Source organism: Collinsella sp. LCP21S3_C7, assembly GCF_052118485.1.
Lineage (GTDB): Bacteria > Actinomycetota > Coriobacteriia > Coriobacteriales > Coriobacteriaceae > Collinsella.
In genome coordinates this window covers 1-14,683 of record NZ_JBQKHC010000019.1, presented here as the reverse complement: position 1 = coordinate 14,683, position 14,683 = coordinate 1, and the positions used below count along the sequence as shown (strand labels likewise).

Genomic DNA, 14,683 nt, shown 5'->3' with positions numbered 1-14,683 from the left:
CCGCAGTAGCGAACAAAGCCAAGCCGACCGACCCCAGCTAAGATTAAAGGAGCTGATATGTGCGATTGCACAGATCATAAGGACGAGATCCCTGCCTACGACGCGCAGGCCATTGAGTCCAAGTGGATGAAGGCCTGGGAGGACTCCAACCTCTTTGCCGTCGACACCGACGCCAGCAAGCCCAAGAAGTACGTGCTCGAGATGTTCCCGTATCCTTCGGGCGACCTGCACATGGGCCACGCGCGCAACTATACCATCGGCGATGCCATGGCCCGTCAGGCCCGTATGCGCGGCTTTGACGTGCTGCATCCCATTGGCTTTGACGCCTTTGGCCTGCCCGCCGAGAACGCCGCCATCAAGCACAACACGCAGGCTGCCGCCTGGACGTATAAGAACATGGACCAGGCGCTCGCCACGATGAAGCGCATGGGCTTCTCCTACGATCTGGATCGCATGGTCAAGACCTGCAGCCCCGACTACTACCGCTGGGGTCAGTGGATCTTTGAGAAGATGTGGGAAAAGGGCCTGGTCTACCGCAAGAAGAACCCGGTCAACTGGTGCCCCAACTGCAAGACCGTTCTGGCCAACGAGCAGGTTACCGAGGGCAAGTGCTGGCGCTGCGGCACCGAGCCCGAGAAGCGCGACCTTGAGCAGTGGTACTACAAGATTACCGAGTACTCCCAGGAGCTGCTCGACGATCTGGAGAAGCTCCCCGGCTGGCCCGAGCGCGTTAAGCAGATGCAGGCCAACTGGATCGGCCGCTCCGAGGGCGCCGAGGTCGACTTTACCCTGTGTGATGCCAACGGCGATCCCATCGAGGGCGACGAGGGCAAGATCACCGTCTTCACCACGCGTGCCGACACGCTCTTTGGCGTCTCCTTCTTTGTCCTGGCTCCCGAGTACGCTCGTCTGCACGAGCTCGTCGAGGGCACGGAGTACGAGGAGGCCGTGACCAAGATCGTCGAGGACTCCAAGCATATCTCTGCCGTCGAGCGTGCCCAGGGCACCCTCGAGAAGCACGGTGCCTTTACGGGCCGCTACGTGGTTAACCCCGTCAACGGCGAGAAGGTTCCCGTGTGGGTTGCCGACTATGTCGTTGCCGATTACGGCACCGGCGCCGTCATGGCCGTTCCCTGCGGTGACCAGCGCGACTTTGAGTTTGCCCGCAAGTACGACCTCCCGATCGTCCCGATCATCCTGGACGATGACGACCGCGCTGCCGTCGAGGCCAGTGGCGAGACCATCGATACCTTCCATGCCGAGACCGTCGACTGGGATTGCGCCCACGCTGCCGAGGGCACGCTCGTCCAGTCCGGCAAGTACACCGGCATGCGCGGCGGTAAGCACTCCGAGGGCGAGGCTGCCATCGTGGCCGACCTCGAAGCCATGGGCTGCGGTCGTCGCAAGGTCGAGTTCCGCCTGCGCGACTGGCTCATCAGCCGTCAGCGCTATTGGGGCAACCCCATCCCGGCCATCCATTGCGAGCACTGCGGCATTGTGCCCGTGCCCGAGGACCAGCTGCCGGTGACGCTGCCCGAGAACCTGGACCTGGGCGCCGGCGAGACCCTCGCCGAGTGCAAGGACTTCTACGAGACCACCTGCCCGGTCTGCGGCCGCCCGGCCAAGCGCGAGACCGATACCATGGACACCTTCACCTGCTCCAGTTGGTATTACCTGCGCTATACCGACCCGCACAACACCGAGCTGCCCTTCTCCCGCGAGGCGGCAGACCGTTGGATGCCCGTCGATAACTACATCGGCGGCATCGAGCACGCCATTTTGCACCTGCTCTACAGCCGCTTCTTTACCAAGGCGCTGCGCGACCTGGGTCTGCTGAGCGTTGACGAGCCCTTTACCAACCTGCTGTGCCAGGGCATGGTCAAGGACGAGAACGGCGACACCATGTCCAAGTCCAAGGGCAACGTCGTGCCTCCGAGCTCGGTTATCGAGCCCTACGGCGCCGACACCATGCGTCTGGCGATCCTGTTTATCGCCCCGCCCGAGAAGGACTTTGACTGGGATCCCAAGGCCGTCGAGGGTGCCAACCGCTTTATCAAGCGCGCCTGGCGTATCGTGTGGCAGCTTGTCCAGTCGGGTGACGCCAACGTTGCCTTCGACAAGTCCGTGCTCGACGAGACCGCGATGAAGCTCTATCGCGAGCGTCACCGCACCATCGCCAAGTGCACCGAGGACTTCGATCGCGGCCAGTTTAACACCGCGATCTCGGCCGTCATGGAGCTCGTCAACGCGGCGAGCGCCTACCTCAACGCCACCGAGGGCGCATCGCGCGACAAGGCACTGTGCTACGGCGTGGCCAAGGACATCGTGAGCGTCCTTGCCCCCATCTGCCCGTTCTGGGCCGACGAGCTGTGGCACGAGGCACTCGGCTGCGAGGGCAACGCCTACACCGCCGCCTGGCCCGAGTTTGACCTGGCCGAGTCCATCGAGGACACGGTGCAGATCGTCGTCCAGGTGCTCGGTAAGGTCCGCGGCCGCATCGATGTGGCCCGCGATGCCTCCAACGAGGAGATGCAGGCTGCCGCCGAGGCCGCTGTTGCCAAGTGGCTCGAGGGCAAGACGGTCGTCAAGGCCATCTGCGTGCCCGGCAAGCTGGTCAACCTGGTGGTTAAGTAAACCTCGCGCATATAGTTGATGCACAATAGACGAGGGACGATCCGGCTGGGTCGTCCCTCTTTTTGGATATGGATACTTGCGACTACATCCAATTATCCATTTCTTGTGGAGAACCTGTGCTCACGCTGACCTGCGGGTTTGTGCTATGGTTGCACGTTTTCGCAGGTATTGGTATAGTTTGCTTGCAAATGAAGTTGTAATTGAAAGAAGTGGGGTTTCGGCCCCGCTTCTTTTTTGTATGGATGGAGGTGCCGCAATGGTCAAGACCAAGATCGAGCAGGCGATCATCGACGCGCTCGAGGCCGTCGCCCCCCAGCACGATGTCGATATTGTCGACGTTGAGCTCGTGGGTGCCACCAAGGCCCCCTGCGTGCGTGTGCGTATCGAGGGTGCCGAGGGTCAGAGCCTGTCGCTCAACGACGTCACGGCCAACACCAAGTGGGTCGGCGACGTGATCGAGGAGCTCGACCCCATCTCTTCGAGCTATACGCTCGAGGTGTCGAGCGCGGGTATGGCGCGCCCGCTGCGCCGTCCGCGTGACTTTGCCCGCTTTGTGGGCGAGGACTGCGAGCTTTCCTCCACCGCCACCGAGGGCCGTCGCAAGTACTCCGGCAAGATTGCCGCCGCGACCGAGACCAACGTAACCCTCGAGCTCGAGGACGGCGAGTCTGTCACCCTCGATTTTTCCGATGTTAAAAAGTGCAAGTTGAAGCCCGTCTATGACTTCAAGCCCGCGAAGGAAGGAAACTAACATGGCAGCATCCGACATGATGTCCGCCCTGATGGAGCTTTGCCAGGAGAAGCACATCGACCAGCTCTACCTGATCGACCGCCTGGAGCAGTCGCTCGCCAAGAGCTATGCCGAGATCCTGCATCTTGAGTGGGGCGCCAAGGTGACCATCGACCGCACCACCGGCAAGATCTATGTCTACCGCCTGGAGCCGATCGACGATTCCATGGACGAGGAGGGCAACTTCACCGAGTTCGAGGAGATCGACGTCACCCCCAAGAACACCAGCCGCATCGCCGCCCAGCACGCCAAGGCCGAGATCAACGCCATCGTGCGCAACTCCGCCCGCGAGCAGATCTACGAGGAGTTCTCCGGCCGTATCGGCGACCTCATCAGCGGTACCGTACTGCAGTCCACACCCGACTTTACGATCGTCAAGATCCGCGAAGGCGTCGAGGCCGAGCTTCCGCACTTTGATCAGCGCCGCTACGAGAACGAGCGCAACGAGCGCCCCATGGGCGAGCGCTATCTGCACAACCAGCACATCAAGGCCGTGATCATTGACGTTCGCGACCCCAACTCCACGCTTCCGCCGGTTCGCGGCGAGCACAGCCGTCCGCCGATCGTTATCTCGCGTACCCACCCCGAGCTCATGCGTCGTCTGTTTGAGCAGGAGGTGCCCGAGATCTATGAGGGCACCGTCCAGATCAAGTCGATCGCCCGCGAGCCCGGCCAGCGCTCCAAGGTCGCCGTCCACTCGCTCGATGACCGCCTGGATCCCGTGGGCGCCTGCGTCGGCCCCAAGGGCAGCCGTGTGCGCGCCGTCGTGGGTGAGCTGCGCGGTGAGCGCGTCGACGTCATCCTGTGGGATGCCGATCCGGCCGTCTACGTTGCCAACGCCCTGTCGCCCGCCAAGGTCACTCGCGTCCTTATCGACGAGGAGAAGGCCTATGCCGGCGTCATTGTGCCCGACGACCAGCTTTCGCTCGCCATCGGCAAGGAGGGCCAGAACGCCCGCCTGGCCGCACGCCTGACCGGCTGGCACATCGACATTAAGTCCGAGACCCTTGCCGCCGACATCCTCAAGAACGTTCCCGTTCACGAGGAGCCTGCCGCCGACCTGATCGGTGACGAGGAGGATGACGACGCCCGTCGCTGCGAGTACGTGTCCGAGGACGGCATCCAGTGCCGCAACCAGGCCCGTCCCGGTTCCCGTTTCTGCGGTGTCCACGACACCGACGCCTTCGATGATGCGGAGGACCTGATCTAGCGCGCGGTTGCGCTGGACAGGTTCCGGCGCACATCCCACGCTCGTTCAGTCTCTAGGCACCCAAGGTGCCAGAAAGGGTAGGTGAAGTCATATGGCAAAAGTCCGTGTTTCCACCCTGGCCAAAGAGTTCGGCATGACCTCCAAGGAACTGATGGGTCACCTCGCCGAAATGAAGATTCCCGCTAAGTCTGCTTCCTCCGCGCTGGAGGACGCTTATGTTGCCATGGTCCGAAAGCAGCTTGCCTCGGTGATCGAGGCCCGCGCCCAGGAAGTCGAGGCCGCCAAGCAGGCCGAGGAGGAGGCTGCCGCCGCCGAGGAGGCAGCGCGTGCCGCCGAGGCCGAGCGCGAGCGCATCGCCGCCGAGAAGGCACGCGAGGAGGAGCGCCGCCAGTTTGCCGCCGCCCAGGCCGCCGAGGAGGCAGCCCGTGCCGAGGCCGAGGCCAAGAAGAAGGCCGAGCAGGAGCGCCTTGCCCGCGAAAAGGAGGAGGCTGCTCGCGAGGCCCAGCGCCGCGCCGTTCCCGCTTCCGACTCCGGTTCGCGCTTCCGTTCGCTGCTCGATCAGATCGCCGCACAGGAGACCGTGCTCAAGGAGAAGAAGGACGCCGAGGACAAGGCCAAGGCCGAGCGCGGCAACCGTCGCGGTGGCAACAACGATCGTCGTGGCGGCCGTCGCAACGACCGCAACGCCTCCGAGAACCGCCCGCACAGCCATCGCACCAACGCCAGCAACAATGTCGCTGCCGGCATGGATTTTCCCAACCCCGATAAGCAGGGCAAGGGCAAGAAGCGCAAGGGTGGTCACAACAGCGAAGAGGACCACTACAGCCGCATGGCGCGCGAGGCCGAGGAGTACAGCCGCGAGAAGGTTCTCGAGGAGGCCCGTGCCGCCGTCGAGGAGGCCTCTCGCGAGTCCACCGGTCGCCGCAAGAAGCGCAAGGAGAAGCGCGAGCGCGAGGCCGCTAGGGCTCAGGAGGAGCGCAAGATTGAGGAGGCGCTGGCCCAGGGCGTGAACCCCGAGGAGCTCGACGCCATCAAGGTCTCCCAGGGCGTTACCGTCCAGGAGCTTGCCGAGGCGCTTGACGTTCCGGCCAACGACATCATTAAGCGCCTGTTCCTGCTGGGCACGCCGCTCACCATGACGCAGTCCATGTCCGACGACCTTGTCGAGCTCGTTGCCGACGACTTGGGCCGTCAGATCAGGATCATCACCCCCGAGGAGGAGAACACCTTCTCGTTCTACGACGATCCCGCCGACCTTAAGCCCCGCGCCCCGGTCGTCACCGTCATGGGTCACGTCGACCACGGCAAGACGAGCTTGCTCGACGCCATCCGCCACACCGGCGTTGCTGCCGGCGAGGCTGGCGGCATTACCCAGGCCATCGGCGCTTCGCAGGTCATGATCAACGACCGCAAGATCACCTTCATCGATACCCCGGGCCACGCTACCTTTACGGCCATGCGTGCCCGTGGCGCCAAGGTGACCGACATCGTCATCCTGATCGTCGCCGCCGACGACGGCGTCATGCCCCAGACGGTCGAGTCGATCAACCACGCCAAGGCCGCCGGCGTTCCCATCGTCGTCGCCGTCAACAAGATCGATAAGCCCGGCGCCAACCCCGACCGTGTGCGCCAGGAACTCACCGAGTACGGCGTCATCCCCGAGGAGTGGGGCGGACAGAACATGTTCGTCAACATCTCGGCCAAGCAGAAGATCGGTATCGACGACCTTCTGGAGACCGTGCTGCTCCAGGCCGACGTGCTCGAGCTCAAGGCCAACCCCGATACCTTCGCCTCGGGCAACGTCCTCGAGGCCAAGCTCGACAAGGGCCGCGGCTCGGTCGCTACCGTGCTCGTGACCCGCGGTACCCTGCACGTGGGCGATACGCTGGTCGCCGGCCTTACCTATGGCCGCGTTCGCGCCATGCTCGACCCCAAGGGCCGCGCCGTCACCGAGGCCGGTCCCTCCGACGCCGTCGAGATCCTGGGCCTGCAGTCCGTCCCCAACGCCGGCGACGAGTTCCGCGTGTTCGAGGACGAGCGCGAGGCGCGCGCCCTGGCCGATGAGCGCTCGCTCAAGGCCCGTATCGAGGAGCAGAGCCGCGTGAAGCACGTCACGCTCGAGAACCTCTTCGAGACCATCGCCGACGCCGAGGTCAAGGAGCTCAACCTGATCATCAAGGCCGACGTCCAGGGCTCCATCGAGGCCCTTCAGGACTCGCTCGACAAGATGGATCAGTCCGAGGTCCGCATCAACACGATCCACTCCGCGGTCGGTGCCATCAACGAGACCGACGTCGTCCTGGCCGACGCCTCCAACGCCATCATCATTGGCTTTGGCGTGCGTCCCGACGGTAAGGCCCGCTCCGCTGCCGAGCGCGAGGGCGTCGAGATTCGTTGCTACGACGTTATCTACAAGTGCCTCGAGGAGCTCGACGCTGCCCGTATCGGCATGCTCAAGCCCACCGAGGTCGAGGTCTCCACGGGTACCGCGACCGTCCTGGACACCTTTAAGGTGCCCAAAGTCGGTATCGCCGCCGGTGTCCGCGTCGAGGAGGGCGAGATCGCCGCGACCGATTCCGTGCGCCTGGTGCGCGACGGCATCGTTGTCTTTAACGGTAAGATCGCCTCGATGCGCCACTACAAGGACGAGGCCAAGAGCCTCAAGAGCGGTTCCGAGGGCGGCATTGGCCTGGAGAACTTCCAGGACATCAAGCCCGGCGACCAGATCGAGGGTTACCGTATCGACCAGGTTGCCCGTACCGAGTAGGGGGTAGCGCTATGAAGCAAACGCAGGCAACCCGCCGTCTGGGCGAGCAGCTTCGCGAGAAGCTCGGTTATATCCTTCTCTTTGAGGTTTCCGATCCGCGTCTCGACCTGGTCACCCTGACCGCGGTCGAGGTCGCGGTGGACCGTTCGTTCGCGCGCGTGTACGTGTCGTGCGATGCGAGCCGCTACGATGAGGTCATGGAGGCGCTCGCCAGCGCCAAGGGCCGTATTCGCAGCCTGTTGGCTCGCTCGCTCGACTGGCGCGTCACGCCCGAGCTCGATTTTCGCATCGATCGCTCGACCGATGAGGCCGAGCGCATTACGCGTGCGCTGGAGAATGTCCCGGCCACGCTGGCGATCGAAAAGGACGAGGACGGCTATCCCATAGCGGATGCCGCCCAGGAGGCAGCTTTAGATGACTAATTCCGCCGACCTCGTCTCGTGCGAGTCTGCAGATATTAAACGACGCATCCTCGAGCTTATCGAGGGTGCGTCCTCCATTGCGATCTCGGGTCATACCTCTCCCGACGGCGATGCCCTGGGCTCCGTGTTGGGCTTGGGCCTCTCGCTCATGAAGGCGTTCCCCGACAAGGACATCGCGCTGCTGCTCGCAGACGACGATCCCGTTCCGCGTATTTACCGCTTTATGGAAGGCGCCGATCGTCTGGTGCCGGCTTCGAGCTTTACGGGCGATCCCGACCTGTTTATCTCGGTGGATGTGCCGGTTGTCGAGCGTCTGAACAACTCGGCCGACGTGCTCCGCCGCTCCAAACATGTGGTGTGCTTTGACCACCATCCGGCGCGCGAGGAGTTTGCCGAGGTAAGCCTGAGGCGTGTCGATGCCGCGGCGTGCGCCATGATTATCGACCGCTTTTTGGATGATTGCGGCATTGTCGTTCGCGATCGCATCGCCACCTGTCTGCTCTGCGGCCTGGTTACCGATACCGGTCGTTTTCAGTATCAGAATGCCGATGCCGCTGCGTTCCATGCGGCTTCGCGCCTGGTGGCGCACGGTGCCGACCCGGCGCGTGTCGCGCTCGAGGTCTATCAGAGCATGCGCGTCGAGTTCTTGCACCTCAAGTCCATCGTCATGGGCCGCATCAAGACGGTCGCGCACGGGCGCGTGGCGTATAGCTACGCGTACGAAAGTGATCTTAAGGAATGTGGCGTCACCTCGGATGAGTGCGACGGCTTGGTCGATGTGGTGCGCTCGGTGATGGGTGTCGAGGTCTGCCTGTTCCTTAAGGGCATCGAGGGCGATACCAAGGTGCGCGGAAACCTGCGCTCCAAGGGCGACATGGATGTCTCCGAGATTGCGGCCAACTTTGGCGGAGGCGGACATCACGCTGCCGCCGGCTTTACCAATAACGGAACGATTTTCGAGACGCTCACCGCGGCACTTCCCATGCTGGCCGAGCTGGTGGGGGAGGATCCCGCTTCGGTGACCGTCGAGCTCTAACTTTTTGGATGGTACATGGCTCGTCGTACGCCTTCTCAATTGAATATGCTGCTCGCCGTCGATAAACCGGTGGGCTGCACGTCCCACGACGTGGTATCGCGGTGCCGGCGCGCCCTCCATGAGCGGCGCGTCGGTCATGCCGGCACGCTCGACCCCATGGCGTCGGGTGTCATGGTGGTGGGCGTGGGCCAGGCTACGCGTCTGCTGGGCATGCTTACCCTCGATACCAAAAGTTACGTCGCCGATATCTCGTTTGGCGCCGAGACCAATACCGACGATGCGGAAGGCGAGGCCGTCCGTACGGTTGCCATTGCACCCGAGCTGCGCGATCCGGCCTATGCCCGTGAGCGCTTGAGCGCCATGCTGGGCCCTCAGATGCAGATCCCGCCGGCGTTTTCGGCTATTTCGGTCAACGGCGTGCGCGCCTATAAGTCTGCACGTGAGGGCAATGCCGTTGAGTTGCCCGCGCGCCCGGTCGAGGTATATTCTGCCGACCTGATCGCCGTGAGTGGCGAGGGCGATTTCTGCATTTGGACCGTTGCCTTCTCGGTGAGCAAGGGCACCTATATCCGTGCGCTCGCTCGCGACCTGGGTCGCGCCTGCGATAGTGCCGCGCATATTTCCGCGCTGCGCCGTACCGCTTCTGGCATTGTCTCCATCGGTGCCTGCCATGCGGTCGAGGAACTTTCTGCCGAGTCCGCTGCCGGCTTTGCCTTGGACCCCATTGCGGCCCTCGGCGCCACGCGCGTCGACTTGCCGGGCAATCTTGCGGAAGATCTGCTGTGCGGTCGTCGTATTCCTATTGATCGCGCGTTCGCCGGCTTCGATGTGTCGAAGGCACCGTTTGCGCTGGTGCTCGATGGCGGGCTCAAGGCTTTGGCTCGTATCGAGGATGGTCGCTTTGTGATGGAGCACGTCTTTCCGCAGGCGATCGGCGGTGTTCGATGATGCTGGACCCTCGCGAGCTCGCGCGCACATTTTTTGTGGGCGCGGCGGCGGAGGTCCGCATCGTTTTGGCTGATGCTTTTGGTGACTGCGAGTCTATGGGTGCCGCCTCGATTGCCATCGGCGTGTTCGATGGCGTGCATAGGGGACATCGTGAGCTGATCGACGCGGTCATTCGCGATGCGCGCGTCCACGGCTGCAAAGCGGTTGTCGTAACGTTTGACCCTGATCCAGATGTTGTGGTGAGCCCTGCGCCCGCTCAAAAATTGATGACGACGGCCGACCGCCTGCATGCCCTGGCTCAGACTGGGGTCGATGCCGTGGTGGCTGTTCCCTTTACGCCTGCGGTAGCGTCGCTCGATCACGTGGGCTTTCTTGAGCTGTTGGCGCATGTTGTCGACATTCGCTCCATTCGCGTTGGCAGCGATTTTAGGCTGGGCCGCGGCGGTGCCTCGGGCGTTGCCGAGATGCAGGCATGGGGCGCTGAGCGCGGTGTTGACGTGTATGGGCACAATTTGCTGTGCGAGGCCGGCGAGGCTATCTGCGCCACCCGCATTCGACGTGAGCTGAGCTTGGGCCACGTTGAGCTGGCAGCCGATCTACTCGGCCGTCCCTATATGGTGCGCGGCGGCGTGATTCACGGTCGCCACGAGGGCTCCGATATGGGATTTCCTACGGCAAACCTGTTGGTGCCAAACGGAATCCAGCTGCCTGCCGATGGCGTCTACGAGGGCCTTGTGCTGGTCGACGATACCGTGTGGCCCGCTGCCGTCAACGTGGGCCTGCCGCCGACGTATGCCGACGATGCCGCCTCGGCGCATCTCGAGGCCAACTTGATCGGGTATGCGGGCGACCTGTATGGACGTTCGGTTTCGTTGGCGTTTACGCGTTGGCTGCGTCCTTCGCGCGTGTTCGATTCGCTGGACGAGCTTATCGCGACCGTCGAGGGTAATATTGACGATATCCGTCATAACTTGGGTGAGCAGGGGGTGAGCATCCGTGATTAGCGATGAGGAGAAAGACCAGGTGCGCGCTGCGTCCGACCTGGTTGCCATTGTGCAGGAAACGGTTGAGCTCAAGCCCCGCGGCCATGAGTTTTGGGGTTGCTGCCCCTTCCATGGCGAAAAGACCCCATCGTTTCACATTATCCCCGCTACGCAGGTTTGGCACTGCTTTGGCTGCGGCGAGGGCGGCGACGTCTTCACCTACATCATGAAGCGCGAGAACCTGAGCTTTCCCGAGTCGATTCGCTACCTGGCCGATCGTGCCGGCATTGAGCTGCACGATACCGGCGCGCAGCGCGATCGCGGCACCAAGCGCGCCCGCATCTATGACCTGTGCGCCGAGACGGCCCAGTTCTATCACACCATGCTCATGCGCGGTAAGGACAGCCGTCCGCGTGAGTACTTTGCCAGCCGCGGTATGGGTGGCGACGTCTGCCGTCGCTACTGCCTGGGCTTTGCGCCGGGTCGCAATATGTTGGTGGCCCATCTGTCGCAGAAGGGCTTTACCCCGCAGGAGATGATCGACGCCAACGTGGCCGTGAGCCGCGGGCGCGGACAGCTCGCCGATCGTTTTTACGACCGCGTGATGTTTCCCATCTTTGACGAACAGGGTCATAACATCGCCTTTGGCGGTCGTATTATGGGCGACGGCCAACCCAAGTACCTCAACACCGCCGAGACGAGCGTGTTTCATAAAAAGAGAAACCTCTACGGCTTTAACTGGGCCAAGGAGTTTATCGTCGCGCAGGATACCGCCATCGTGGTGGAGGGATATACCGACTGCATCGCCTGCTGGGAGGCGGGGATCAAAAACGTCGTCGCCACGCTGGGCACGGCACTGACGGAACATCACGTAAAGACGCTCACCCGTTTTGCCAAGCGCATTGTGTATATGTTCGATGGTGACGCCGCCGGTCAAAAGGCCTCGCGCCGCGCGATTCAGTTTATCGAGCAGGACTCGATGGACCTGCGCTGCGTGGTGCTTCCCGACGGCAACGACCCTATGGAGTTCGTCACGGCGCATGGTGGCGAGGCACTGCAGGCGCGTATCGACGCCGCCGAGCCCCTCATGGACTTTGTGTACCGCTCACTGCAGGAGTCGAGCGACATTACCACGCCGGGCGGTCGCGCCAAGGCGCTCGAGGATGCGCTGACGCTCATCTATCCGCTGCGCGATAGCTACATGATCGATACGTACTTTATCCAGATCGCCGACCTTCTGGGCCTGGATTTGGAGACGGTACGCTCGAGCTCGGGCCGTGTGTTTCGCGATGTCGCCAAGCGCGAGGACGCCGAGCGTCGTCGCGAGCAGAACTACGAGCGCCAGCGGGCACAGGCCGAGCGCGCAGGCAGCGCGGGCGGTCGGGTGTCCGGTCCGCAGGGGGCATCTCGCGGCGCCTGGGCGTCGGGGACGACGCCGCCGGTATCCGCACCGGTCGAGGAGGAACCGTACGACTATGTGCCGCTCGAGGCCTACGGGGCCGCGCCGGTCGAGGTCGTCGACGATATGCCGCCGATCGATGTGCCTGCTGGCATGGACGCGGCGCCCGCGGGGTCTGCTTCGACCGCTTCCGTTCCGGCGACGCCGATTGTGCTGACCGATCTGGAGCGGAAGTCTCTGGCGGGGGAGCGCGAGCTGTTGACGATGCTCACCAGCTACCCCGACCTATTCCGCACGTACACCGATCGCATCTGCTCGATTGAGTGGGTAGACCCCCGTCACGAGTCCATCGCGTGGGCCGTGCTCGCGACGCCGCCGGGCACCGACCCCGCGGCGTGCATGGACGCCGCGCGCGCGGTGTGTCCCGAGGCGGCTTCGCTTGTCAGCGCCGGGCGCATCTCGGCGACGAGCAAGCACCCCACCGAGACGAACATCGTCTTTATGCTCGATACGCTTGAGCTTTACACCATCAAGCGCCGTATGCGGGCTGCCCAGGCCAAGCTGCGCCAGGACCGGTCGCTCGACGATGACGCGCGCCGTGCATTGACCATGCAGGCCGCGCAGGATTCTTTGCGCCAGCGCGAGCTCCAGAAGTCGATTGGCGGCGTGGCCGATCCGTTCCGGTTGATTGGTTTGGAGGCCGCGGGTCCCGATCAGGCCTAGATGTTGTGGTCAATCGGCATGTTATCTGCTATATCCAGTCTGAATTTTGGGTATAGACGTATAAGTGTGTGCTAAAGTAATGTGTCCTGTGGACTACGAAGGGAGAATCTGTGCCAAATAAGACTGAGAGCACGGGTACTGAGCTGGAATCCTACGTTGCTAAGCTCATGGGCAACGGCTCAAACAGGACTTCGGTAACCGAGGACGAGATCCAGGTCGTCCTGAAGGATATCGATGTTTCTGATGAGCAGCTCAACGCGGTCTATTCCGCGCTGCGCAACAGCGGCATCCAGATTATCTCCGCGAGCGGAAACGACGACGCCCCCATGGACGTCGACGATGACGATAACGATACCGACGATTTCGATGACGACGAGGAGCACGATTCCGGCTCGCTCGACGATCATGAGCTTAAGATGGCCCGTCAGGCCGATGCCGAGATGGGTTCTTGCAAGAGCAAAAAGAAGCGCACCGTCCGCACGTCCCGTTCGCGTTCTCGCGTGCGTGGCATCGATGCCTCCACGGTGATGCTGACCGGTGACCCGGTTCGTATGTACCTTAAGGAGATCGGCAAGGTCGACCTGCTGACTGCCTCCGAAGAGGTCGATCTGGCCATGAAGATCGAGGCCGGTCTCGAGGCCACCGAGAAGCTCGAGGCCGCCGAGGCGGGCGAGATCGAGCTCACTCGCGCCGAGATGCGTCGTCTGACTCGTATCGAGAACGTGGGCCTCGAGGCCAAGCAGGCGCTCATCAGCGCCAACCTCCGTCTGGTCGTCTCCATCGCCAAGCGCTACGTCGGTCGCGGCATGCTGTTCCTGGATCTGATCCAGGAGGGCAACCTCGGTCTGATCCGCGCCGTCGAGAAGTTCGACTACCAGAAGGGCTTCAAGTTTTCCACGTACGCCACGTGGTGGATCCGTCAGGCCATCACGCGCGCTATCGCCGACCAGGCCCGTACCATCCGTATTCCCGTACACATGGTCGAGACCATCAACAAGCTGGTCCGCGTGCAGCGCCAGCTCCTCCAGGATCTGGGTCGCGACCCGACCCCCGAGGAGATCGGTGCCGAGATGGACATGAGTGCCGACCGCGTCCGCGAGATCCAGAAGATCTCGCAGGAGCCCGTGTCGCTCGAGACTCCTATCGGCGAGGAAGAGGATTCCCAGCTGGGCGACTTTATCGAGGACTCCCAGGCCATCGTTCCGCCCGATGCCGCCAGCTTCTCCATGCTGCAGGAGCAGCTCACCCAGGTGCTCGACTCGCTTGCCGATCGTGAGCGCAAGGTTATTGAGCTGCGCTTTGGACTTGTCGACGGACATCCCCGCACGCTCGAGGAAGTCGGCCGCGAGTTTGGCGTCACGCGCGAGCGCATCCGCCAGATCGAGTCCAAGACCCTGGCCAAGCTCCGCCACCCCAGCCGCTCCAGCAAGCTCAAAGACTACATTGAGTCTTAACCTCGCAAACAAGAGGCGCCCTCAAGCACATCCGCTTGAGGGCGCTTTCATGTAACAAGGGCCGGCAGTTGGGGCACGGGTAGTCTTTTTGGGACGGGGCTTTTTTAGTCTTTTTGGGACGGGGCTTTTTTAGCTGCCCTATCTCAATGCGCGGCTCAAGCTTTAAAGGCCCCAGGTTGGGTAGCTAAAAAAGCCCCGTCCCAAAATGAACTGCACCCCAAAACTTGGACGGCTTAAATAAGAACTACGCCGCAAGGGACTGTCTCCGGAACTCCTCCGGGGTCAGTCCCTTCAGTTTAACCTGGCGCCTCCTCGTG

11 protein-coding genes are annotated in these 14,683 nt (G+C 62.8%); 10 read left to right on the top strand and 1 reads right to left on the bottom strand.

Annotated elements, in window-relative coordinates; translation table 11 throughout:
* The first annotated feature begins 57 nt into the window (after positions 1 to 57).
* From leuS to rpoD, 10 genes are all read left to right on the top strand, one after another.
* Positions 58 to 2,634 carry a leucine--tRNA ligase gene (gene leuS, locus ACTQ1E_RS07305; RefSeq protein WP_427747319.1) on the top strand — a complete coding sequence of 859 codons (2,577 nt, stop codon included), beginning with the start codon at positions 58 to 60 and terminating at the stop codon, positions 2,632 to 2,634.
* Positions 2,635 to 2,890: 256 nt separating this feature from the next.
* Complete coding sequence (gene rimP / locus ACTQ1E_RS07300) at positions 2,891 to 3,385, top strand: ribosome maturation factor RimP (protein WP_427794683.1); 495 nt, start codon at positions 2,891 to 2,893, stop codon at positions 3,383 to 3,385.
* 1 nt (position 3,386) lies between these two features.
* The gene (gene nusA, locus ACTQ1E_RS07295) at positions 3,387 to 4,634 is read left to right on the top strand and encodes a transcription termination factor NusA (RefSeq protein ID WP_154515419.1); all 1,248 of its coding nucleotides are present in this window, start codon (positions 3,387 to 3,389) and stop codon (positions 4,632 to 4,634) included.
* 91 nt (positions 4,635 to 4,725) lie between these two features.
* The gene (gene infB, locus ACTQ1E_RS07290) at positions 4,726 to 7,401 is read left to right on the top strand and encodes a translation initiation factor IF-2 (protein WP_441033496.1); all 2,676 of its coding nucleotides are present in this window, start codon (positions 4,726 to 4,728) and stop codon (positions 7,399 to 7,401) included.
* Between the two features lie 11 nt (positions 7,402 to 7,412).
* Positions 7,413 to 7,823, top strand: coding sequence for a 30S ribosome-binding factor RbfA (gene rbfA, locus ACTQ1E_RS07285; RefSeq protein WP_006234038.1), 411 nt, complete (start codon positions 7,413 to 7,415; stop codon positions 7,821 to 7,823).
* Positions 7,816 to 8,859 (top strand): DHH family phosphoesterase, encoded by a 1,044-nt coding sequence (locus ACTQ1E_RS07280; RefSeq protein ID WP_427719632.1) that lies wholly within the window; start codon positions 7,816 to 7,818, stop codon positions 8,857 to 8,859. Before rbfA ends, ACTQ1E_RS07280 begins: the two co-directional genes overlap by 8 nt.
* 15 nt (positions 8,860 to 8,874) lie before the next feature.
* Positions 8,875 to 9,807: a tRNA pseudouridine(55) synthase TruB gene (gene truB / locus ACTQ1E_RS07275; protein ID WP_441565577.1), complete on the top strand. Its 933-nt coding sequence runs from the start codon at positions 8,875 to 8,877 to the stop codon at positions 9,805 to 9,807.
* Complete coding sequence (ribF, locus tag ACTQ1E_RS07270) at positions 9,804 to 10,811, top strand: riboflavin biosynthesis protein RibF (protein ID WP_441565575.1); 1,008 nt, start codon at positions 9,804 to 9,806, stop codon at positions 10,809 to 10,811. Before truB ends, ribF begins: the two co-directional genes overlap by 4 nt.
* Positions 10,804 to 12,912 (top strand): DNA primase, encoded by a 2,109-nt coding sequence (dnaG, locus tag ACTQ1E_RS07265; RefSeq protein ID WP_441565573.1) that lies wholly within the window; start codon positions 10,804 to 10,806, stop codon positions 12,910 to 12,912. The genes ribF and dnaG overlap by 8 nt, the downstream gene beginning before the upstream one ends.
* A gap of 110 nt (positions 12,913 to 13,022) precedes the next feature.
* Positions 13,023 to 14,366 carry an RNA polymerase sigma factor RpoD gene (gene rpoD, locus ACTQ1E_RS07260; protein ID WP_441033483.1) on the top strand — a complete coding sequence of 448 codons (1,344 nt, stop codon included), beginning with the start codon at positions 13,023 to 13,025 and terminating at the stop codon, positions 14,364 to 14,366.
* Between the two features lie 244 nt (positions 14,367 to 14,610).
* Here the strand turns inward: rpoD and ACTQ1E_RS07255 are convergent.
* Positions 14,611 to 14,683 (bottom strand): IS3 family transposase (locus ACTQ1E_RS07255; RefSeq protein WP_441015707.1); only part of this gene is annotated, 73 nt, incomplete at its 5' end.

Bases quoted from the DNA above. Each gene is read 5' to 3' on its own strand.
- rbfA (WP_006234038.1), top strand. From the start codon at position 7,413: ATGAAGCAAACGCAGGCAACCCGCCGTCTGGGCGAGCAGCTTCGCGAG.
- infB (WP_441033496.1), top strand. From the start codon at position 4,726: ATGGCAAAAGTCCGTGTTTCCACCCTGGCCAAAGAGTTCGGCATGACC.
- ACTQ1E_RS07280 (WP_427719632.1), top strand. From the start codon at position 7,816: ATGACTAATTCCGCCGACCTCGTCTCGTGCGAGTCTGCAGATATTAAA.
- nusA (WP_154515419.1), top strand. From the start codon at position 3,387: ATGGCAGCATCCGACATGATGTCCGCCCTGATGGAGCTTTGCCAGGAG.
- leuS (WP_427747319.1), top strand. From the start codon at position 58: ATGTGCGATTGCACAGATCATAAGGACGAGATCCCTGCCTACGACGCG.
- truB (WP_441565577.1), top strand. From the start codon at position 8,875: ATGGCTCGTCGTACGCCTTCTCAATTGAATATGCTGCTCGCCGTCGAT.
- rimP (WP_427794683.1), top strand. From the start codon at position 2,891: ATGGTCAAGACCAAGATCGAGCAGGCGATCATCGACGCGCTCGAGGCC.
- ribF (WP_441565575.1), top strand. From the start codon at position 9,804: ATGATGCTGGACCCTCGCGAGCTCGCGCGCACATTTTTTGTGGGCGCG.